Origin of the sequence: Kitasatospora sp. NPDC058032 (assembly GCF_042885845.1) — a bacterium.
Taxonomy (GTDB): domain Bacteria; phylum Actinomycetota; class Actinomycetes; order Streptomycetales; family Streptomycetaceae; genus Kitasatospora.
Genome location: NZ_JBHVRK010000001.1, coordinates 617,798 through 640,038, shown reverse-complemented (window position 1 = coordinate 640,038; position 22,241 = coordinate 617,798). Strand labels below are relative to the sequence as shown.

The following is a 22,241-nucleotide window of genomic DNA, read 5'->3' as shown; positions in this document are numbered from 1 at the left end:
GAGCCCGGTGGCCGGCCCGGGCGGCGCGGGCGGGCCGGGCTCAGCGGGCCGGGCTCAGCGGGCCCGGGTGCGCGGCAGCCGGGCGCGGAAGGTGACGCCGTCGGGTCCGTCCTCGACGGTGAGCGTCCCGCCGTGGAGGACGGCGATGTCCCGGGCGATGGGCAGGCCGAGGCCGGTGCCGCCGTCGTCGCGGCTGCGGGCGTCGTCGAGCCGGGTGAAGCGTTCGAAGATCCGCTCCCGGTCGGCGGGGTCGATGGCGGGACCGTCGTTGGCGACGTCGAGGACGGCGTCACCGGTGGCGGCGTCGGTGGACAGCCGAACGGTGACCCGGCTGCGGGCGTGACGCCGAGCGTTGTCGAGCAGATTGGTCAGCAGCCGGCCGAGCCACAGCGGGTTGCCGTCGACGGTGATCGACCCGGAGGCGTGGACGGTGACCGGACGGGCCCGCGGTCCGCCCGGGGCGACGCTCGCGCGGACGAGTTCGGCGAGGTCCACCGCCTCGCCGGGGCGGTCCTGGCCGGTGGTGTCGAGCCGGGCGAGGAGCAGCAGGTCGGTGGCGAGGGCCTGGAGGCGTTCGGTGTCCTGGAGGGCCCCGGCGACCAGCTCCTGCCGCACCTGCGGGTCGGGGTGGGCGAGGGCGACCTCCAGCTGGGTGCGCAGCACGGTGAGCGGGCTGCGCAGCTCGTGGGAGGCGTCGGCGATGAAGCGGCGCTGGCGGGTGCCGGCGGCTTCGAGGCGGTCGAGCATGGCGTTCATGGTGCGGGCCAGACCGGCGATCTCGTCCTCGCTGGCGGGGACCGGGACGCGCCGGTCGAGATCGCGGTCGCCGATCGCGGCGACCTCGGCCCGGATCGCCTCGACGGGGCGCAGCGCCCGGCCGGTGGCCCGCCACGTGAGCACGCCGACGGTCGGCAGCAGGACGGCGCTGAGGCCGGCGAGGGCCGCGGTGGTGAGGTCCTCGGCGGTGTCGACGGTGCGCAGCGAGGCGCCGACCCGGACGGTGACGGGGCCGGTGGGGGTGTCGGCGGTGAGAGTGGTGACGCGCTGGTGGTGCTCGTCGCCGAGGACGCCGAGGTCGAAGGTGCCGGGGCCGGTCCCGGCGCCGGTCAGCGGCGGGTGACCGGCGAGGTTCTGGCTGGCGGCGACCACGGTGCCGGCGTGGTCGGTGACCTGGATGAAGTCGGTGCCGTGGTCCAGGGCGAGCTGGGCCGGCAGGTGGCCGCCGGAGGCGAGGCGGGCGACGGCCTGGGCCTGCTCGCGGGCGCCCGTCTCGACGGTGCGTTCGAGGTTGGCGCGCAGCAGCAGGAGCACGGCGGCGGAGGCGACGAACAGGACGACGGCGACGCTCGCGCAGGCCGCCAGGGTGGTGCGGGTGCGCACGGAGCGCGGCGCGAGGCGGTCGAGCAGCGCGACGGCCCGGGGGTGCCGGGCGAGCCGGTGCCACAGGGCCCCGGCCCCGCGCGCCGCACCGCGTCGGGGGGCGGGGCGCGTCGGCTCAGCCACCGTCGGCCGCCAGCCGGTAGCCGGCGCCGCGCACGGTCTGCACGGCGGCGCGGCCGAACGGGGTGTCGATCTTGCGGCGCAGCGCGCTGATGTGCACCTCGACGGTGTTGGGGTCGCTGTCCGGCCCGCTGTCCCAGACCTGTTCGAGGATCTCGCGCTTGGAGACGGCCTCGCCGGCCCGGCGGGCCAGGTGGTCGAGGACGGCGAACTCGCGCGGGGTCAGCGCGATGCCGGTGCCGGCGCGGGTGCAGGTGCGGGCGGCGGAGTCGACGACGAGGTCCCCGAGCACGGTGCGCCGGGGCGCGCGGGTGCCGATGCGGCGGGCCAGGGCCCTGAGGCGGGCGACCAGGACGACGAAGGAGAACGGCTTGGACAGGTAGTCGTCGGCGCCGGTGTCGAGGGCCTCGGCCTCGTCCCACTCGCCGTCCTTGGCGGTCAGCATCAGGATGCCGGCGTCGCTGCCGGCGGCCCGCAGCCGTGAGCACACCCGGTAGCCGTTGAGGCCGGGCAGCATGATGTCCAGCACGATCACGTCGTAGGCGTGGTCGGTGGCGCGGGCGAGGCCGGTGAGGCCGTCGTGGGCGAGGTCGACGGTGAATCCCTCGGCGGTCAGCCCGAGCCGCAGCGCCTGGGCCAGCCGTCGTTCGTCCTCCACCACGAGTACTCGCATGTCCCCAGGGTGGCAGGTGTCCGGGCCGGTCGGGGGCGGGGGCCGTGCCGTCTTCAGCGGATCTTCAGCATCGGCCCGCCATGCTGGCGCTGTCGTCCGGGTACCGGGCCCGGACCGTAGCGCTTCCGCTCACGGAGAGGTCCCGACCATGCCGTCGCCCTCGGCCGCCCTGCTGGCCGTCAACCCCCTGGACGCCGGATCGCTGCTCGGCGCGTTCGGCGCGCTGGGCATCGCCGTCGTCCTGTTCGCCGAGACCGGGCTGCTGGTCGGCTTCTTCCTGCCCGGCGACTCGCTGCTGTTCACCGCCGGCCTGCTGTGCACCACCGGCACCCACAGCGGCCCCCACCTGAACCTTGCCCAGGTCCTGGCCGCCTCCGCCGTCGGCGCCCTGGCCGGGGCCCAGACGGGCTACGTCATCGGCCGGCGCGGCGGGCGGGCCCTGCTCGCACGCTCCCGCAACAAGCGGCTGCACGAGGGCGCGGTGCGGGCCGAGGAACTCCTCACCCGCTACGGGCACGGCAAGGCCGTCGTCCTCGCGCGCTTCGTCCCGGTGGTGCGCACCGTGCTCAACCCGCTGGCCGGCGCGCTCGGCGTGAACGTGCGCACCTTCACCCTGTGGCAGGTGGTCGGCGGCCTGGTCTGGACGCTCGGCCTGGTCCTCGCCGGCTACGCCCTGGGCTCCTCGGTGCCGAACGTCGACCGCTACCTGCTGCCGATCGTCGCGGTCGTCGTCGTGCTCTCGCTGCTGCCTCTGCTGCTGGAGCTGCTGCGCTCGCGCCGACGGGCCGGGCACCGGTGAGCACGAGGACGGTCCCCGGCCCGCTCGGTCGTCCGGACGCCGGGCCGCTACCCTGGCCGCGCGGAGCCGCGGACCGGTGGCCCGGGCACGGGCAGGAGGGCTGAGCCGATGGGCGACCGCACGACGGGTCGGCGGTGGCCGGCCGTGCTCGCCGCCACCTGGGCGGCCTTCGCGGTGCTCGCGGTCGTGGTCGCCGCCCACGGCTGGGCGCCGTTCGCCTTCGAGCGGTCGGCCGTCGACTGGGGCACCGCCCACCGGCCGCCGGTCGCCCGCGCCACGGCGATGGCGGTGACCTCCCTCGGCACCGACCTGTTCCCCTACCTGCTGGCGCTGGCCGCGGGCGTCCTGATCGCCCGGCGCGGCGCCGGATCGCCGAGGTCCCGTTGGACCGTGGCCCGGGCGCTGCTCCTGCCGGTGCTGTGGCTGGCCCTGGGGCAACTGCTGCGCCAGGGCCTGATGCACGCCTTCGGCCGGCCCCGGCCGCCGGAGACGGACTGGGCGTTCAGCGCCTCCGGCTTCGCCTTCCCCTCCGGGCACGCCTTCACCTCCGCCCTCTGCGCCGGCCTGCTCGCGCTCGCCGTCGCCCGCGTCCGCCCCGCCGCCACCCGCCCGGCCGTCGTCGGCGCGGTGCTGTTCGCGGGGACGATCGGCCTGACCCGGATCTACCTCGGGGTGCACTGGCCGCTGGACGTGCTGGCCGGCTGGCTGCTCGCCGTCGGCTGGCTGGCCGCCGGCGCGGTCGCCTCCGCGCTCCTGCCGGAGCACGCGCGGCGGTAGCACACGGCCGAGCCGGACCGGCGCTCCGTCGGTACCGGAACGACCCTTGCGAAGCGGCCCCGCCAACCCGGCGGGGCCGCTTCGTCATGGGTGCCGGTCCGAACCGATCATCAGATGCGCCATTTCAAACGCGACTGATGTGAACGTTCACCCTTTCGAGTGCACAGGATCATGGGAAGCGGCCCAGATCGTTCCGCCCCGCCTACGGTTGGGCGCAAGCGAGACGGGGCCGCCGCAGCAGCGCGGAGATCCCCTCTTCCCGGGGCGGAGGCGACGGCCGACGGCCCGTCATGGCCCGTCCCCCTTCACAGAGGAAGGTTCTCCCATGCCCGTGGCCACGAGCAACGAGACACCGCCGGCGTCGCAGCGGCAACCGCACCTGTTCCGGCGCGCGGCGGTGCGGTCATGAGCGGGACGGCCCTGGAGCAACTGCTCCGCGGGCCGAGCGGGATCGGCACCGCCGGACTGAACCTGGCGCCGCGTCAGGTCGTGGAGGCGCCGGCCGGCGCGGGGGCGGAAGTGCCCTCCGGCAAGCCGAAGTCCGGCGACCCGGTTCCCGGCCTGTACTTCCACCCCGTGGCCGAGCCGGACGCCGGGCGGGTGGCGGAGGTGAACCGCCGGATCAAGCTGTGGGCCGAGGAGATCGAGCTCTACCCGCCGGACTGGGAGGAACAGTTCGACGGCTTCTCGGTGAGCCGGTACATGGTCGCCTGCCACCCGGACGCCCCGAGCGTCGACCACATCATGCTCGCCACCCGGCTGATGGTGGCCGAGAACGCCGTCGACGACTGCTACTGCGAGGACCTCGGCGGCTCGCCGGTCGGCCTCGGCAGCCGGCTGCTGCTCGCCCACACCGCCCTCGACCCGGTGCACACCACCGCGGAGTACCAGGGCGGTTGGCAGGAGTCGCTGCTGTCGGACGCGCCCCGGCGGGCGTACCGCTCGGCGATGGAGCACTTCACCGGCGCGGCCACCGCCTCCCAGGCGGACCGGTTCCGGCACGACATGGCGCGGCTGCACCTCGGCTACCTCGCCGAGGCCGCCTGGGACCAGGAGGGCCACGTCCCGGAGGTGTGGGAGTACCTGTCGATGCGGCAGTTCAACAACTTCCGCCCCTGCCCGACCATCACGGACACCGTCGGCGGCTACGAGCTGCCCGCCGACCTGCACGCCCGCCCGGCCATGCAGCGGGTCATCGCGCTCGCCTCCAACGCCACCACCATCGTCAACGACCTGTACTCGTACACCAAGGAGCTGGCGAGCCCCGGCCGGCACCTCAACCTGCCGGTGGTGATCTCCGAGCGCGAGGGCGTCGGCGACCGCGACGGCTACCTGAAGGCCGTCGAGGTGCACAACGAGCTGATGCACGCCTTCGAGGCGGAGGCCGCGGCGCTGGCCGCCGCCACCCCCGTCCCGGTGGTGGTGCGCTTCCTGCGCGGGGTCGCCGCGTGGGTCGACGGCAACCACTACTGGCACCAGACCAATACCTACCGCTACAGCCTTCCCGACTTCTGGTAACCAAGGAGCTGAACCGTGTCCGTCACCGACACCACCCCCGTCACCCGCACCGCCGTCCCCGGGCCGGCCACTCCCTACCAGGGCGACATCGCCCGTTACTGGGATCATGAGGCCCGGCCGGTGAACCTGCGCCTCGGCGACGTGGACGGCCTCTACCACCACCACTACGGCATCGGCGAGGTCGACCAGTCGGCGCTGGGCGCCCCGGACGACAGCGAGCGCGAGAAGAAGCTCGTCGCCGAACTGCACCGGCTGGAGTCCGCGCAGACCGACGTGCTGCTCGACAGCCTGGGGGACATCCGCCCCGAGCACACCCTGGTCGACGCGGGCTGCGGCCGCGGCGGCTCGATGGTCATGGCCCACCAGCGCTTCGGCTGCAAGGTCGAGGGCGTGACCCTGTCGGCCAAGCAGGCCGAGTTCGGCAACCGGCGGGCCAAGGAGCTCGGCATCGACGACTCGGTGCACGCCCAGGTCCGCAACATGCTCGACATGCCGTTCGACAGCGGCACCGTGCGGGCCTCGTGGAACAACGAGTCCAGCATGTACGTCGACCTGCACGACCTGTTCGCCGAGCACTCCCGGATCCTGTCCGTCGGCGGCCGGTACGTGACCATCACCGGCTGCTGGAACCCGATCTACGGCCAGCCGTCGAAGTGGGTCTCGCAGATCAACGCCCACTTCGAGTGCAACATCCACTCCCGCCGCGAGTACCTGCGCGCGATGGCCGACAACCGCCTCGTCCCGAACGCCGTCGTCGACCTGACCGCCGCCACCCTCCCGTACTGGGAGCTGCGGGCCACCGTGCCGTCCCTGGTGACCGGCATCGAGGAGGCGTTCATCAACTCCTACAAGGACGGCTCCTTCCAGTACCTGCTGATCGCCGCCGACCGGGTCTGACCCCGCGTCGCCGCACGGCGAGGACCCGGCCCGGCCGAACGGCGGCGGGGCCGGGTCCGCCGTCGTCCGCCGTCGTCCGCCGTCGTCCGGCGGGGCCCGGCAGGGGGGCTTCCGGAAGAGGGCTGCTCACCGGGACGTCGGTGGCACGTGATATGCAGTGCATCATCCGATTGGCCACTGCGAGGCCATACGAACGATGCCGACGACCGTGCCGGTCGACGAGGTCTCAGGGGGGCCGCACCATGTCCTTTTTCCGCCGCCTGACCGGGCGGAGGACGCCGCGCGCGCTGCCCCCCGTGCTCGACCTCTCGCACGGCGACGAGGAACTGCGCCGGCTGCGCGCCCTCGCCGACGCCGGCGACTGGGCCGCCCTCGGCCCCGCCCTCGCGGCCGTCCCCGACCAGGGCGAGCTGACCTGGCTGGTGCACCGGCTCTCCGACCTCGAGGGCACCGAGGAGTGGCTCGCCAAGGCCGTCGCCGAACGGCCCGAGGACACCCTGGTGCTGCTGCTCTCCGGCGCCCGGCAGATCGCCTGGGCCTGGGACGCCCGCACCGGCGCCCGCGCCAAGCACGTCACCGAGGACCAGTGGCGGCTGTTCGGCGAGCGGCTGGAGACCGCCGAGGAGCAGCTGCTGGAGGTGGCCGAGCGCGAGCCCCGCTGGCTCGCCCCCTGGTTCTTCCTCCAGATCGCGGCGCGCGGCGCCTCGCTCGGCCGCACCGTCGCCACCACCCGCTTCGAGGCCGCGCTGCGCCGCGATCCGGAGCACCTGGCCTCCCACCAGCAGCGCCTCCAGCAGCTCTGCGCCAAGTGGGGCGGCTCCCACGAGGAGATGCACGCCTTCGCCCGTACCGCGATGCTCGGCGCCCCCGAGGGCAGTCCGCTCGGCGAACTGGTCGCCCTCGCCCACCTGGAGCACTGGCTGGACCTGGCGGACGGCGAGGACCACGCCTACCTGACCGGTCCCGCCGTGCGCTCCTCGCTGCGCGAGGCGGTGCTGCGCTCCGTGCTGCACCCGGCCTACCGGCGCCGGCGCGACTGGCGGGCCACCCACAACGCCTTCGCCATGGTGCTCTCGCTGGCCGACGAGCGCGAGCTCGCCCACGCGGTGTTCGCCACCCTCGACGACGTCGCCACCGAGTGGCCCTGGTACTACCTCGGCGGCGACGAGGCCGACAACTTCCAGGTCCACCGGGACCGCTGCGTGCCGCGCTGAGCAGGCGCGACCAGCCCGCACAGAGCCCGTGGAGCGGCGACCGAACGCGCCGCCCGGCCGCCCGGGCCGTCCCGCCCCGAGGCCGCCGAAGTCCGACCCGCCCCTTGCGATCGAAAGAGTCACCGGTGTCCCCATCCGAGAACCCGACGAGTGCGCACACCTTCCAGGTCGACCTGCGCGGCCTGGTCGACCTGCTCTCCCACCACCTCTACTCCAGCCCCCGCGTCTACCTGCGCGAACTCCTGCAGAACGCGGTCGACGCGATCTCCGCCCGGCAGGCCCTGGACCCGTCCGCGCCCGCCGCCATCACCGTCCGCGCCGACGGCGACCTCAGCATCACCGACACCGGCATCGGCCTCACCGAGCAGGACGTCCACACCTTCCTCGCCACCATCGGCCGCAGCTCCAAGCGGGACGCCGACGGCCGCCTCGACGGCGACGGACTCGCCCGCGCCCGCGGCGACTTCATCGGCCAGTTCGGCATCGGCCTGCTCGCCTGCTTCGTGGTCGCCGACGAGATCACCGTCGTCACCCGCTCCGCCGCGACCCCCGACGCCCCGGTCATCGAGTGGCGCGGCGGCTCCGACGGCCGCTACACCATCCGCACCCTGCCCGCCGACGCCAAGCCCGAGCCCGGCACCACCGTCCGCCTCGCACCCCGCTCCGACGCCGCCGAGTGGACCCGCGCCGACCGGGTGCTGACCCTCGCCCGGGACTTCGGCAGCCTGCTGCGCCACGAGGTCACCGTCATCGACGGCCGCGGCGACGCCACCCGGGTCAACCACACCCCGCCGTGGGCCGCCCAGCACGGTTCCCCGCTGGCCCGCCGCGAGGCGCTGGCCGCCTACTGCCGTTCCACCTTCGACTTCACCCCGCTCGACACCATCGAGCTGGACCTCCCGCTGGTCGGCCTGCGCGGCGTCGCCTACGTGCTGCCCGACGCCGTCCCGCCGTCGCGCCGGGCCGGCCACCGGGTGCACCTCAAGGGCATGCTGCTCTCCGACCACGCCGACGAGCTCCTGCCCGACTGGGCGTTCTTCGTGCGCTGCGTGGTCGACACCGACGGCCTGCGGCCCACCGCCAGCCGTGAGGGCCTGTACGCCGACGAGACGCTCGCCGCCGTCCGCGACGCGCTCGGCGTCCGGATCCGCGACTGGCTCACCGGCCTGTCCGCCAGCGACCCGGCGCTGCTCCACCGGTTCATCTCGGTGCACCACCTGGCCGTCAAGGAACTCGCCCGCTACGACGACGAGTTGCTGCGGATGCTGCTGCCCTGGCTGCCGTTCGAGACCACCGACGGCAACGTCACCCTGGACGAGTTCGCCCGCACCCACCCGGTGGTGCTGGTCACCCGCACCGTCGAGGAGTTCCGCCAGGTCGCCCCGATCGCCGGCGCCGCCGGCCTCGGCGTCGTCAACGGCGGCTACACCTACGACCGCGACCTCGTGCACCGGCTGCCCGAGATCCGCCCCGGCACCTCCGTCGCGGACCTCGACCCGAGCACCGTCACCGCGCACCTGGACACCGTCGACCCGGCCGCCGAACTCGCCGCCTCGGCCTTCCTGACCACCGCGCGCGAGGTGGTCGGCCGCTTCGACTGCGACGTCGCCCTGCGCAGCTTCCACCCGACCAGCGCGCCCGCCCTGCTGCTCGACAACCGGGAGGCCCGGCACGAGCGCACCCGCGCCCAGCTCGCCGACGAGGCCGACGGGCTGTGGGCCGACATCCTCGGCTCGCTGCGCGCCGAGGTGCCCCGCGCCCAGCTCGTCCTCAACCACCTCAACCCGCTGGTCCGGCGGGCGGCCTCGATCGGCGACCGCGAACTCGCCGTCACCGCCGTCGAGACGCTCTACGGGCAGGCCGTGCTGCTCACCCGGCGGCCGCTCACCTCCAGCGAGAGCGCGCTGCTGAACCGCTCGTTCATCAGCCTGCTCGACCACGCGATGCTCGGGCACGAGGCCGCGTCCGGCGGCTCCGGCAGCTCCGGCGGCTCCGGCGGCTCCGACGCGAAGGAGGCGTGATGCTGAACAGCATCGACGCGGTGATGACCGCGCTGCGCGAGAACGACGACCGCCCCTACGGGCGGCAGCGGACCGTCACCGCCGAGGAACTCGTCGACGCCGCCGAGCAGTTCGACGACACCGCGGTCCGCGCCATGGCCCTGCTCGAACTGATGGAGGCCTACGAGTACGACGGCGAGCGGAGCAAGTCCCCGGTCGTCTTCGCCCGCGTCCTCAAACTCTGGGACGCCGACCCGGACGGCTTCGGCGAGTGGTCGCAGCAGCAGGTGTTCTGGCGCTTCAAGTGGGTCGCCACCTCGCTGCTCGGCACCCCCGACGTGCCGCTCGCCGCGATCCGCCGCTGGCACGACGAGATGCGCAGCCGCTACCGCGCCGCCGGGCACGGCCTGCAGCCGTACTACGCCCAGCGCTTCCACCTCGCCGCGCACCTCGGCGAGGACGTCCAGGACGCCTACGAGCTGTGGGCCGGGCGCCCGCGCACCGAGCTGAGCGACTGCCACGCCTGCGAGATCCGCGCCCGTGCCGTCCACCACCTGCGCCAGGGCGACGACGCGACCGCGCTGGACGTCTGGCGGCCGGTGCTCGGCGGCGAGGCCACCTGCGCCGAGGAGCCCTACGTCAGCCACGCCCAGGCGCTGCTGCCGCTGCTGCGCCAGGGCCGGCTCGACGAGGCCCGCTCCAGCCACCTGGTGGGCTACCGCTTCGCCCGCGGCAAGAGCGGGCTGGCCCGCTCGGTCGGCCTGCACATCGAGTTCTGCGCGCTGTCCGGCAACGAGCCGCGCGGCCTGGAGCTGCTCGCCGAGAACCGCGACCTGTTCGGCATGACCGGCGACCCGGTCAGCCGGCTGGACTTCCTCACCGGCGTCGAGGTGCTGATCGCCGGCCTGGCCCGGGCCGGGCACGGCGAGCTGACCGTCAGCGGCCCGCCCGGCGCGAGCTGGACCGTCGACACCCTGCTCGCCCACCTGCGCACCGAGGCGGACGCGCTCGCCGCCCGCTTCGACGCCCGCAACGGCACCGCGGCGGTCAGCGGCCGGCGTCGTGACCGGCTCGCCCGTCGGCCGCTGCTCGCCGAACCGCTCGCCCTCGGCGTGCGGGCGGCGGCCGCGCCGGAGCTCGCGGCCGTGCCGGTCGTCCCGGCGGTCCCGGCCCGGGAGACCGAGCCGGAGCCGGAGGACTTCACCGCGCTGCTGCTGCGCGCCCGTGAGCTGCAGCTGGTCGGCCACCCGGACGCGGACCGGCTCTGGAAGCGGATCGCCGAGCGGTTCACGGCTGCCGAGGAGAGCGCTGCCGAGGAGAGCGCCGTGGAGGAGGCCGCCCTCCAGGGGCTGCTCGGCGCGGACGCCGGGCCGCTCGGGCAGCTGCGTGCCGAGCTCGCCGAGCGGCGGGCGCACGACGCACTCGACCGCGGCGACTGGGTGGAGGGCACCGCGCAGCTGCTGGCCGCCGGCGGGCTGTACCGGCGGGAGGGGCTGGTCGGCCAGGCGCTGGCGGCCCGAACCAGGGCACTGGTCGCCGAACTCGTCCGGGACGACGAGGACGACGAGGAGGACGAGGGGACCGACGGGGTCGAGGGCGTCGACGGGGCTGACGGGACCGGCGAGCCGGTGGCGGCCCCCGCGCCGGTGATCGACTGGGCGGCCCTGGACGCCGCGCTGGCCCGCGCCGAGGAACTGGCCGCCACCTCGGCCGCCGGCGGTGCGCCGGGCATCACCGACGACGACTACCTGGTCGTCCTCCAGTGCCGCGCCTACGCCGCCCACCAGGAGCTGGTCCGGGCGCTGCCCGAGCCGCCGGAGCAGCCGCCGGCCGAGCAGGCCGCGCGCTTCGCCGCCGCCGTCACGGCCTACCGCGAGGCGGCGGCCGAGCGCGGCTCCGCCCGCCGGCTGGCCGTGGCCCGCCAGTACCGCGCCGACGCGGCCGCCCGGCAGGGCCGGCTCGACGAGGCCGCGGAGGAACTGCGGGCCGTCGTCGCCGAGCTGGAGCAGGCCGGGCAGCCCTGGCACACGCCGCGGGCGTACGGTCTGCTGGGGCAGGTGCTGCTGCAGAGCGGCGAGTCGGCCGGGGCCGTCGAGGCGCTGCACCGCGCCCTGGCGGCGGCCGCCCGCTGGGCCGACGAGACGTACCCGTTCGCCGCCACCTATGTGATGGCCGGGCACGCGAATGCCCAGCTCGGCGACACCGGTGCCGCGATCCGGGCGTTCTCCGAGGCCGCGTCCCGCTTCGACCGCAAGGGACCGGAGGCCGCCGAGGACGCGGCCCGGACCAGGCTGCAGCTCGCCGACGTGCTGACCGGCGCCGACCGGACCGCCGACGCGGTGGCCGTCCTGGAGTCCGTGCTGGCCGACGCGGCCACCGGCGGCCTGAACGAGCGGGTGCTCGCCCAGGCCCGGCTGGACCTCGCCCGCGGCCTGTTCGCGCTGGACGAGGACCGCGACGCCGCCGAGGAGTTCCTGCGGCTGGCCGCCGTCCTGGAGGGCTGGACCGAGGACCTCCACCTGCGCACCATGGTCGCCGCGGAGGCGGCCGTCGCGCTGGTGCACGCCGACCGGTGGGAGGCCGCGCACGCCGCCCGCACCCGGGCGCTCGCCGCGCACGAGCAGTGGCCGCAGCCCGGCCCGGTGTCCACGATGCTGCGGCAGTTCGCCCGGCTCACCGTGCAGAAGGAGGGCCCGGACGGCGTGGAGTCGGCGCTCGCCCGGCTGGCCGAGGCGGACGCCGTGCGCGATCGGCTGGAGCGCGAGGAGCCCGGGGTCGAGACCTGGTACCCGCGCGCCGCCGTCCACTACGAGCGGACCCGGGTCTACGCGGTGGCCGGCCGCTACGAGGAGGCGCTCGCCGAGGCCGACCGGGCGATCGCCGCCTACGAGGAGGGCGGCGAGCAGGCCGAGACGCCGCGCGCCGAGGCCGTCCGGCTGGCCGCGCTGATCGAGGGCACCGACCTCGGCCGCGTCGCGGCGGCCCGTCAGCGGCTGACCACCGCCGCCGAGCGGTGCCGGGCGCACGGGCTGGAGGAGGCGGCGGAGATCCTCACCGACCTGCGCGAGCGCCTCGCGGAGTGACGGCCGGGACCCCTGCCGTGGGCCCGCCCGGAGCGGCGGCACGGCAGGGGCCCGGTGGATCTCGGGTGCTCAGGTGCTCAAGGGGTCAGGGGCTCAGGGGGGTGCGGGGTGCGCAGATCTCCCCCCTCGTCCAGACGCCCCACTCGCCGCTCGCGGTCGGCTCCTCGTTGAGCGTCCACCACTTGGCCTGGTACGCGTGGCCCTGGTACGAGACCTTGGCGCCGGCGGTGTACACCGTGTCACGCTGCCACTCCGGGTCCTTGCAGACCCCCGGCATGGTGTACGTCGGCGAGGCGGACGGGGACGTCGGCGAGACGGTGGGGTCGGTGGGCGGCGTGGCCCCCGCGAACCGCACCGTGAACCTGGTGAAGTCCCAGTCGTTCTGCACCACGCTGGAGCAGGAGCCGGACAGCCCAGGGTCGACCGTGCCCGGGCACTGCCGGTCCCGGTTGACCGACCAGTAGGTGTAGCGGGCCATCCTGTGCGCCAGCGCGAAGTCCAGCACCGTCTGGAAGTCCGCCTGCCGGAAGTACTCGGCCGCGTCGGTGCGGCCGTTCATCTGCGACACGCCCTCGTGGGCGTAGGCGTCCGCCTCCGACCAGCCGAAGGTGGTGCGCAGGATCTGGTTGAAGTTCACCAGCGCGGAGGTCTGTGCCGCCGCGCCGTTGAAGCCGCCGTCGAACGGCATGATCGAGAAGTTGTCGGGCGTGAAGCCCTGCGCCTTCGCCTCGTTGACCATCTGCTGGCCGAACCAGCCGGTGCCGGCGGCGGTCCCGGCCGTGGTGACCGAGATATACAGCCCCGGGTTGGAGCGCTGGAGGATGCGGGCCGCGCCGATCTCGTTGTGGATCGCGGCCGTGTTCTCGTACTCCGGCTCCTCCAGGTCGAAGTCGAGCGCCTTCAACCGGTACGTGTCGACGACCTTCTGGTACGCGGCCGCGGTCGCCTCCGGCGTGCCGCAGGTCTGGCCCAGCTTGGTGCCGTTGTAACCGCCGATGGAGACCGAGACGTCGCCGCCCTTGGCGCGGACGGTCTGGATGACGTTCGGCATGGTGGTGTCGGTGTCGATCGGCGACGTCCCGCCCCAGGCCGGGACGCAGCCGCCCTTGTCCAGGATGAAGGCGAGCTGGAAGGCCTTCTGGCCGGTGGCGTCCATCACCGTGGCGACGTCCGGCGGGCTGTTGTCCTCGGGCATCAGGTACGGCGCGGAGGCGTACCAGTTGCTGCCGATGCCGCCGGCGAGGGCGCCGGCGCCGACCGTGCCGGCGGCCGTGGTGGGCGCCGCGTGCGCGGCGGCGACGGCCACCAGGCCGCCGGCCACCAGACCGAGCACCCCGGCCACCGCGGCGGCGGCCCGCCGCCGGGGGGCTCGGTGGGAGGGACGTGGCCGCTGATGCGACGGTGTCGGTGGGGGAAGGGCACGTTCCATCGGGATCAACCTCTCCAGGAAACGGCGGAGTACGGCCCACCCGCGCCAACTGTGGGGGCGGCGCGCCGGGCCGACAGGACCCCGCGTCGGGGTCGGGCCGCCGCAAGGCCTTCACTGGTATAGACCTGTCCTGAGGGGCCGTCAACCGCCCGGACCGCTGCTCCGGGTGAGAATCCGGCGCGATCCGGAAGAGAGGCCCTAGAGTTGACGGGTGGCCGAAGAGACGTGGAACAGGGTGGAAGGGCCGGTGCGGGCCGGCGCCATCGTGCAGGCAGGCTCCGTCGGGGAACTGCACGTGCACCAGGCGGCCGTGCCGGTGGCCGCCGTGCCGTGCCAGCTGCCGCCGGCACTCGCGCACTTCGAGGACCGCGCCGACGAACGCGCCAGGGTGCTGGCCGCCGTCGCCGAGGGACCGGGCGACGGCGGCGGGCCGCTGGTCGTCGCGCTCAGCGGGATGGGCGGGATCGGCAAGACCGCGCTGGGCTTCGAACTCGCCCGCGCGCTGCTCGACCACTGCCCGGACGGCGCCCTCCACGTCGACCTCGACGACCTGCGCCGCGACGGCGCCGTGGAGACCGCCGACGCCCTCGGCGACCTGCTGCGCTCGCTCGACCCGCAGACCCGGCCCGAACAGGAACTCCGTGGCCGCGCCCGCCAGTACTGGACCGCCACCCAGGGGCGGCGGCTGGTCGTGGTCGTCGACAACGCCCGCAGCGGCGCCGAACTGCGCCCGCTGCTGCCCGCCTCCGCCGCGAGCGTCGTCATCGTGGCCGGCCCGGGCCAGCTGTACGACCTCGACGGCGTCCGCCTCCTCGACCTGCCGCTCGGCCCGCTCGGCCCCGAGGACGCCGCCAACCTGCTGCGCCGGATCGTCGCCGACCCCCGGCTCGCCGCAGACCCGGAAGCCGCCGCCGAACTCGCCCGCCGCTGCGCCGGCCTGCCCGCCGCGCTCTACGTCGCCGGCCGCTGGATCCGCCGCCACCGGCGCCGCGAACTGCGCCGGCTCGTCGAGGACCTGACCACCGAACTGGACCGGGAGGGACTGCCCGTGGTGGAGGCCGTCTGGGACGCGGCGTACGCGAGCCTCGGCCCCGTCGCGGCGCGGCTCTACCGGCTGCTGCCGCACCACCCCGCGCCCGTCGTCGACGACCACGCGGCCGCCGCGCTGCTCGGCACCGACCTCGACGTGGCCGCCGACGCGCTCGACGAACTCGACAGCGCCGGGCTGCTGGAGCGGCGGCCCGACGGCCTCGGCATGCACGCCCTGCTGCGCGGCCACGCGCTGCGCCGGGCGCGGGCCGCTTCGGCGTCGGCTTCGGACGCCGTTGACGCGCGGCGCCGGCTGGTCCGCTGGTACCGCCGGCAGGCCGGGCGGGCCGACCTGGTCGCGGCCGGCCCCCGGCTGACCGTCTCCGCCCCCGCCGCCGAGGCGCCCGCCCCCGCCGAGGTACCGGACCTCCCCTTCCCCGACGCCGCCACCGCCCTGCACTGGCTGGAGGCCGAACGGCTCGCCCTCTACGGCTGCGTCCGGCTCGCCGCGGAGGACGGGCTCGACGAGGAGGCGGTGGCGCTCTGCGAAGCCCTCTGGACCCACTTCCTCGACCACCGCCACTACGCCGACGCCATCGAGGCCTTCGGGCGCGGTGTCGCCGCCGCCGTCCGCGCCGAACGGCTCGCCGCCACCGTCCGCATGCGCTGCCAACTCGCCCGCCCGCTCTGGGAGCAGCACCGCTACGAACAGGCCGCCGACGAACTGCGACTGGCCGTCAACGGCGCCCGGCTGCTCGGCGACTCGCCCGAGGAGCGCAAACTCCGGGCCTCTGCCGTGGAGTTCCGCGGCAAGCTCGCCTCCGTGCGCGGCGAATGGGCCGCGGCCGTCCCGGACTTCGAGGCCGCCCGCGAGGAACACCGGGCCATCGGCAACGCCTACGGCGTGATGCTGCAGACCTACCTGCTCGGCCGGGCCGCCGTCGCGATGGGCGAACTGCCGCGGGCCGTCGAGCTGTTGACCGAGGCGCACGCGGAGGCGACCGCACTCGGCCGGGAACGGATGGCCGCCCGGACCGGCTTCGAGCTGGGCAGCGCCCTCCGCGCGGCCGGCCGCCGGGAGCAGGCCGCGAGCCTGTACCGCGCGGCCCTGACGGCGGCGCGCGAACGGCGTTCCCCGGGGGACGAACTGCGCGTGCTGGACGCCCTGTCGGCGCTCAGCGAGGAGACCGGCGACGCCGAAGCCGCAGCCGTCTACCGGGCCGCCGCCGCCACCCTGCGCGGCCCCGACGGAAGCACCGCCACACCACTCACCTGACGGCACCCCGGGCTGCGAATCCCAGGAAGTCGGCGAGCCCGACTTCTGGTCCCGCCCACGCTGCACTGGACCGCCACGCCGGCAGTTCGATGCCCCCTGCACCGGCGGGCGGGCCCGACTTCCGCTTCCCACCCGCGAGCCGCCACTGCCCGGCTATGTGTATAGATCGGCCGCGGCGGCGGAGCGGGGGCGTCGAATTCCGGGCCTGGGTGGGCCCGCGGTGGAGTGGAAAGTCGGCGGGTCCGACTTCTGGGTCTCGCCCGCGATCCGCCGGAGCCATCTATGCGCGTAGAGAGAGGCTGGTGGTGGGCGCGGGGCCAATGGCGGCCGGAGTGGAAAGTCGGCGGGGCCGACTTCTGGGTGCGGCCCGCGTGTGGCAGCTGCGTGTGGGGTGCGCCGGCGGGTGGTGGAGCGGGAAGTCGGCGGGCTCGACTTCTGGGTCTCTCCCGCGATCCGCCGGAGCCATCTGTGCGCGTAGAGCGAGGTTGGTGGTGGGCGCGGGGCCAATGGGGGCCGGAGTGGAAGGTCGGCGGGCTCGACTTCTGGGTCTCTCCCGCGATCCGCCGGAGCCATCTGTGCGCGTAGAGCGAGGCTGGTGGCGGGCGCGGGGCCAATGGCGGCCGGAGTGGAAAGTCGGCGGGGCCGACTTCTGGGTGCGGCCCGCGTGCGGCAACTGCGTGTGGGGTTCGCCAGCGGGTGGTGGAGTGGAAAGTCGGCGGGTCCGACTTTGAGTGTCGCGCGCGATCTGCCAATGCCAGTCTATGCGCGTAGATGGTCGAGGGGGCGGTGGGGTCGAATGCCGGGGTTGAGGGGGCGGCGCGGAGTGTGGGGCGTGCCGGCGGGTGGTGGAGTGGGAAGTCGGCGGGGTCGACTTTTGAGTGCCGCATGCTGCCACGAGCACTCTTCTATGCGCGTAGATTGGCGCTTGCGGAGGGGTGTCCGCGGGGTTGAATGCTGGGTCCGGCCTTGCCTGTGGCAGCTGCGCGCGGGGTGTGCTGGCGGGTGGTGGAGTGGGAAGTCGGCGGGGCCGACTTTTGAGTGCCGCGTGCCGCTGCCGGCGCCCTTCTATGCGCATAGATCAATGGTGGCGGGATGCAGGGGTGGAGTGGGAAGTCGGTGGGGTCGACTTTTGGGGGCTGTCAGAGGAGGTGTTGGAGGTCGGCGGTGGTGGCCGGGGTGAGGCGGAGGTGGTAGGGGGTTCCGCTGATGCGGCAGGTCAGGGGTGTGGTCGGGGGGTGCTGGCCGCCGAGGAAGGTGTGGACGGCGGAGAGGGCGGCGGCGGGGTCGGTGTACCTCACTCGGCCGGCGGTCCGGTGGGGGTCGATCCGGAGGGTGAGCGGTTCGCCGTTCCGGCGTCGGACCAGGCAGCGGGTGGGGGAGAGGATGACGGCGGCGGTGCGGCAGCCCGGGTGGTCGGCGAGTGCCTCGGCGGTCCAGTCGGCGGCGGTCCGGTACTCGTGGTGCCGGGCGGCGTCCGGCGGCGGTGCACCGGTCGTCCGGCGGTAGAGCAGCGCCGCGCTCTGTGTCTCGCGGATCCCGGCGCGGCCGTACTCGGCGGCCAGGTGGTGGTAGGGCAGGTCCGTCCACGGCGGGAGCCGGTCGACGGCGATGACGACGCCGTCGGCCCGGTCCGACAGGTCCGACAGGTCCGACCGGGCGGCCTGGACGGCGAAGGCGGCCGGGGTGCGGGGCGCGGTCGGCGGGACGGCGAGCGGGCGCGGGTGGGCGGGCCGTGGCGGCGGGAGGAGGCCGAGCAGCTTGTACAGCTCCGGGCCGAGCGTCGTCAGCGCTTCCCTCGGGAGGGCGAACGCGGCCTCGGCGAACCGGCGGGTGCCCGCGGCGGCCGGCTGCGCGGCGAGCACGGCCGCCGCGTCGTCGCCGGACGGGTCCAGCCGGGGTGCGGCGGCGAGCAGGCGGGCCATCGGGCTGCCCGGGACCAGCTCGGCGCCGCCGTCGCAGACCGCCACCACGGGCCGGTCGAGCGCGGCCGCGTAGAGGGCGGTCGAGCCGTGGTCGGTGACCACGGCGTCGCCGGCCACCAGCAGTGCCGCCCACTCCTCGTACGGGCCGGCGAGTACCAGCCCCGCGTCCAGGGCGGGCCGCAGTTGCCGGGCCAGGTCGAAGGAGCCCGTCCGGCTGTACTCGTTGGGGTGTGCGACCAGCGCCAACTGGTAGGCGTCGTAAGGGAGTCGGGTGGCGAGCAGGGCGGGCAGGTCCGGATGCCGCGCGAGCAGCGACTCCGGTCCCCAGGTGGAGGAGAGCACGACCAGCCGGCGCGGACCGGTGCCGAGCGCCGCCCGGAACGCCTCGCGCCGGTCCGGTGAGGCGAGGATCCGGTCGAGCGTCGGGTCGCCCGCCACCAGCGCCGTCGACCCGGCCTGCGGGCACTGCTCGGTGAGCCGGGCGACCTGGTCGGGGTGGGCGAGGGCGTGCAGGTCGGCGACCGGGCGCTCGTCGGCGGTGAGCAGGAACGCCGGGTCCAGGCCGGACGGGAGGTGCGGCGACCCCTCCTCGGAGAGCGCCTTGTTGAACCCGGCGCCGTGCGGCAGCAGGACCTTGGGGCCACGCAGCGCGGCCAGCTCACCCTTCGGACTGGCCGTGAGGATCAGGTCGTGGTGGCAGGCCAGCGCCTCCGGCCAGGACAGGCAGCGTGCACCGGACGAGGCGACGGCGGCCAGCGCGTCGACGTCGAAGGCGGAGCCGGGGACGAGGGTGAAGCGGCACCGGACCCGGGAGTCGCCGTCGAAGACGGGCAGCAGGTCGAGCAGCCGGTGCAGCGCGGCTGCCGAGCGGACGGCGAAGAGCACGCCGAGCGGGGTGTCGGGCGGCGTCATCGGATCCACCGGGCCGGAGGCCTGGGGGCGCGGGCTGGCCGCTGGCCGCTGGCCGCTGGCCGCTGGCCGCTGGCCGCTGGCCGCTGGCCGCTGGCCGCTGGCCGCTGGCCGATTCTCGCGCCTACCACGGCTCAGCGCCCCCCGTCGAGCCACGGCGAGCGGATGCTCGGGTGGCTCGGGGCGGTGCGGCGTCGGCGCGGGCATAGGGGCGATGGTAACCGGCGGACCGCCGACACGGGCCGGACCGCGTGGATCCCACCCCGCTCCGCCGCCATTCCACCCCGAGCCCCCGTCGATCGGACGTTCCGTCAGTCGGATCCGAATCTACGGGAGCGGTGCGGGCGGCGTTCGGGCAGGTCGGGCCGCAGGTGGGGAGGTGTGCGCGGCTACCGGGCCGGGGCGATCTCCGGTCAACTGCTCAGCGCATCAACGAGACGTGCCTCGGTCGGCGAGCAGGACGGCCGGCAGCGGGGCCTCCAGCACCAGGGCCCGGGGAAGTGCCAGACCGAAGTGCCGCTCCAGCACCCCCAGGGTGGTCCGGTGCACCTCACGGTTCGCTCGCTCCTCGTCCGGCAGGCCTTCCGCGCTCAGCAACGCCTTGACCTCATCCGCGACTTCGGGATCTCCGGCGACCTGGCCGTTGCCCCAGGAGTCGTCCAGGTGCAGATTGAACGAGCACACCGTCCGGCCGTCCCGGCAGTAGTGGAAGGTCGGCGGCACCGGCTTGCCGTTCTCCTCCTCGTACTCCAACAGGAAGACCTCGGCCCCGCCCTCGGAGATCGCCGGATCGTCCCGGAGTTCTCCGAACCAGCCCCCGTACGCCACCGCGAAGGTCCACCCGCCGCTCACTCCCAGCCGCAGCCCGATCCCGTCCCAGGCGTCCCCGTACTCCGAGTCCAAGGTCTCGACCAGCCCGTCCCCGGTGAGCTCCCCGACCGGCTCCACGGTCCGCTTCGACCACTGGGCCGAGGCCGCGATCCGCGCCGCCAGCGCCTCGGTCCCGAGCCCTCGGGCCAGCGTCACGTGGTAGCCGCCGAAGGCGATGCTCTGTTGCTCCGCGAGCCAGGTGATTCCGTCCGTCATGCAGGTGATCGTGCCGCACCGCACCGACACTCCCGCACCGCACCGACACTCCCGCTCCGGGCCGGCGCTCGGCGCGGGGCGGACGCTCGGCGCGGGGTGGACGTTCAACGCGGCGCGGACGTTCAGCGCGGGGTGGGCGCCCGGTGGGCGCCGTGCACCGCCGCGAGGAGGCCCGCCACCGTCGGCGACCACGGCCGGCCGGCCGGGCCGGTGAGGGTCAGCGTCCGGTGCGCGGCCGGGCGGATCGGGACGAGCACGCAGTCCGCCGGCAGCATCGGCTGGGCCAGCGCCGGCATCACCGACACCCCCACCCCCGCGTGCACCATGCCGATCAGCGTGTTGAGGTCCCGGATCCGGTGCCGGGGCGTGAAGCGGACGCCCGCCCGGCGGTAGGCGTCCCGGATGTGCCGCTCGCAGCCGCCCTCCGAGAGCAGGAAGTCGTCGTCCTCCAGGTCGGCCACGTCGACGGTCGTCTCGCCCGCGAGCGGATGGTCGCGGCGGAGCAGCGCGTGCATCGAGTCCGCGCCGAGCGGGACGGCCCCCGGCGGCACCGGGTCCGCGTCCACCAGGACCGCCGCGTCCACCGTGCCGGCCTCCAGCCAGACGCCGAGTTCCTCGTCCTCGCCCTCGAACACCCGCACCGTCAGCCGGGGGTGCTCGATCCGCCAGTCGCGCAGCAGCCCGGGCAGCAGCCCCTGGCAGACGGTGGTCGGCGCGGCCAGCCGGACGGTCCCGGTCAGCCCGCCCGAGTGGTGGGCGGCGATCGTCCGCACGGCGGTGGCGGAGGCGACCGCCGTGCGGGCGTGCGGCATGATCCGCTCGCCCAGCGGGGTCGGCCGGGCCGGTGCGCCCCGGTGCAGGACGGGCGCGCCGAGCGTCCGCTCCAGGGCCGCCACCGCGTGCGAGACCGCCGACTGGCTCACGCCCAGCTCGATCGCCGCCGCCCCGAAGCCGCCCGCGTCCGCCACCGCGACCAGCGCCCTGAGCTGGGCGAGGTTCACCTCCGAGGCCATGAGACTTCCTCATCCGTGCAGCACCATCACTTGTTGGACTCATGGTCGGCCGACCCGTCACCCTCTGTCCAGCGCGAAGCCGCGAGAGGCGAAGCGCGTCGGCGAGAGCGGAAGGACGGGTGGCCGGGATGGGACGGCGCTGGTGGCCGGGGTTCGTGGCACTGTCGGCGATCTGGGGTGCGAGCTTCGCCCTGATCAAGGTGGCGGTCGACGCCGGGGTGCCCCCGGTGTGGGTGGCGGCCTGGCGCTGCCTGCTCGGCGCGGTCGCGCTCTGGGCGATCCTCGCCGTCCGCAGTGAGGCCGCTCCGCGCGACCTCGCCACCTGGGGCCACAGCGCCGTGGTCGCGGTGCTGCTGAACGCGGTGCCGTTCGTGCTCTTCTCCTACGGCGAGACCCGGGTCAGCTCGGTGCTCGCCGGGGTGATGAACGCCACCACCCCGCTGTTCGCCCTGCTCTTCGCGCTGGCCGCCCTGCCGGGGGAACCGCGCCCGGGGTGGCGTCGGCTCACCGGACTCGCCCTCGGCTTCGCCGGGGTGCTCACCGTGCTGGGTGTGCAGCACGGGCTCGGCTCCGGTGCGGTGGGCGGTTCCGGCACCGGGGTCGTCGTCGGCGGGCTCGCCTGCCTGGCCGCGACCTGCTGCTACGGCGCCGGGTTCGCCTACCTGCGCCGCCACCTCTCCGCCCGCCCGCACTCGGCCGCCGCCCTGTCCGCCGCCCAGATCACCTGCGCCACCGTCGAACTCGCGGTCGCCGCCCCACTCGCCGCCGGTGCCCCGCACTGGCCCGGTGCCGGGGCCGCCGTGGCCCTGCTGGTGCTCGGTGCGGTCGGAACCGGCATCGCCTACGTCCTCAACCTCGATCTGGTGCGCACCGCCGGGACGGCCGTGGCCGCCGCCGTCACCTATGTGACCCCGCTCTGGTCGACGGCTCTCGGCGCGCTGCTGCTCGCCGAGCCCGTCGGCTGGAACACCCTGGTCGGCGGCCTGGCCGTGATCGCCGCCGTTGCGCTCACCCGGCAGCCGCCGAGCGCCCCCGACGGCGCGGCCCGGACCGGCCGCTGGGGCCGGAGAGGGCGTCAGCCGGTCGGTTAGGGTGGGCCGATGGGCGCGGGGCGGG

At 75.1% G+C, this 22,241-nt stretch carries 15 protein-coding genes; 9 read left to right on the top strand and 6 right to left on the bottom strand.

All coding sequences use genetic code 11. From position 1 onward, the window contains the following. Nucleotides 1-54: 54 nt before the first annotated feature. Both ACFVUH_RS02815 and ACFVUH_RS02810 read right to left on the bottom strand, forming a co-directional pair. Entirely contained in the window at nt 55-1,503 is a 1,449-nt protein-coding gene (locus ACFVUH_RS02815; RefSeq protein ID WP_387910714.1) for a sensor histidine kinase, read from the bottom strand. Further along, nucleotides 1,496-2,173, bottom strand: a complete 678-nt coding sequence (locus tag ACFVUH_RS02810) for a response regulator transcription factor (protein WP_355366419.1) — start codon at nt 2,171-2,173, stop codon at nt 1,496-1,498. Before ACFVUH_RS02810 ends, ACFVUH_RS02815 begins: the two co-directional genes overlap by 8 nt. Before the next feature lie 148 nt (nt 2,174-2,321). On the opposite strand from ACFVUH_RS02810, the gene ACFVUH_RS02805 reads away from it, so the two are divergent. The 7 genes from ACFVUH_RS02805 to ACFVUH_RS02775 all read left to right on the top strand — a co-directional run bounded on the left by ACFVUH_RS02805 (nt 2,322) and on the right by ACFVUH_RS02775 (nt 12,461). Next, complete coding sequence (locus ACFVUH_RS02805; protein WP_355366422.1) at nt 2,322-2,972, top strand: DedA family protein; 651 nt, start codon at nt 2,322-2,324, stop codon at nt 2,970-2,972. A 108-nt stretch (nt 2,973-3,080) separates the two neighbouring features. Continuing rightward, the gene (locus ACFVUH_RS02800; protein WP_355366425.1) at nt 3,081-3,749 is read left to right on the top strand and encodes a phosphatase PAP2 family protein; all 669 of its coding nucleotides are present in this window, start codon (nt 3,081-3,083) and stop codon (nt 3,747-3,749) included. 171 nt (nt 3,750-3,920) lie between these two features. Further along, nucleotides 3,921-5,267: a family 2 encapsulin nanocompartment cargo protein terpene cyclase gene (locus ACFVUH_RS02795; RefSeq protein ID WP_387910712.1), complete on the top strand. Its 1,347-nt coding sequence runs from the start codon at nt 3,921-3,923 to the stop codon at nt 5,265-5,267. A 15-nt stretch (nt 5,268-5,282) separates the two neighbouring features. Further along, complete coding sequence (locus tag ACFVUH_RS02790; RefSeq protein WP_387910710.1) at nt 5,283-6,164, top strand: geranyl diphosphate 2-C-methyltransferase; 882 nt, start codon at nt 5,283-5,285, stop codon at nt 6,162-6,164. Nucleotides 6,165-6,406: 242 nt separating this feature from the next. Beyond that, nucleotides 6,407-7,378, top strand: a complete 972-nt coding sequence (locus ACFVUH_RS02785) for a hypothetical protein (protein ID WP_387910708.1) — start codon at nt 6,407-6,409, stop codon at nt 7,376-7,378. 125 nt (nt 7,379-7,503) lie between these two features. Further along, complete coding sequence (locus ACFVUH_RS02780) at nt 7,504-9,399, top strand: HSP90 family protein (protein WP_387910706.1); 1,896 nt, start codon at nt 7,504-7,506, stop codon at nt 9,397-9,399. Continuing rightward, entirely contained in the window at nt 9,399-12,461 is a 3,063-nt protein-coding gene (locus tag ACFVUH_RS02775) for a hypothetical protein (protein ID WP_387910705.1), read from the top strand. The genes ACFVUH_RS02780 and ACFVUH_RS02775 overlap by 1 nt, the downstream gene beginning before the upstream one ends. Nucleotides 12,462-12,546: 85 nt before the next feature. Here the strand turns inward: ACFVUH_RS02775 and ACFVUH_RS02770 are convergent, their stop codons facing one another. Then, nucleotides 12,547-13,794, bottom strand: a complete 1,248-nt coding sequence (locus ACFVUH_RS02770; protein WP_387910703.1) for a chitinase — start codon at nt 13,792-13,794, stop codon at nt 12,547-12,549. A 307-nt stretch (nt 13,795-14,101) separates the two neighbouring features. Between ACFVUH_RS02770 and ACFVUH_RS02765 the strand changes: the two genes are divergently transcribed. Next, nucleotides 14,102-16,195: an NB-ARC domain-containing protein gene (locus ACFVUH_RS02765; protein ID WP_387910701.1), complete on the top strand. Its 2,094-nt coding sequence runs from the start codon at nt 14,102-14,104 to the stop codon at nt 16,193-16,195. A gap of 1,139 nt (nt 16,196-17,334) precedes the next feature. On the opposite strand, the gene ACFVUH_RS02760 is transcribed toward ACFVUH_RS02765, so the two are convergent. The 3 genes from ACFVUH_RS02760 to ACFVUH_RS02750 all read right to left on the bottom strand — a co-directional run bounded on the left by ACFVUH_RS02760 (nt 17,335) and on the right by ACFVUH_RS02750 (nt 21,125). After that, a complete protein-coding gene (locus ACFVUH_RS02760) occupies nt 17,335-19,029 on the bottom strand; it encodes a translation initiation factor 2 (protein ID WP_387910699.1) in 1,695 nt (564 codons plus the stop codon). Nucleotides 19,030-19,455: 426 nt separating this feature from the next. After that, the gene (locus tag ACFVUH_RS02755; RefSeq protein WP_387910698.1) at nt 19,456-20,112 is read right to left on the bottom strand and encodes a DUF6461 domain-containing protein; all 657 of its coding nucleotides are present in this window, start codon (nt 20,110-20,112) and stop codon (nt 19,456-19,458) included. Nucleotides 20,113-20,234: 122 nt separating this feature from the next. Beyond that, entirely contained in the window at nt 20,235-21,125 is an 891-nt protein-coding gene (locus ACFVUH_RS02750; RefSeq protein WP_387910696.1) for a LysR family transcriptional regulator, read from the bottom strand. Between the two features lie 128 nt (nt 21,126-21,253). Here ACFVUH_RS02750 and ACFVUH_RS02745 point away from each other — a divergent pair, with 128 nt between their 5' ends. Then, on the top strand, nt 21,254-22,216 hold the full coding sequence (locus tag ACFVUH_RS02745) for a DMT family transporter (RefSeq protein WP_387910773.1): 963 nt from the start codon (nt 21,254-21,256) through the stop codon (nt 22,214-22,216). Nucleotides 22,217-22,241 lie beyond the last annotated feature (25 nt).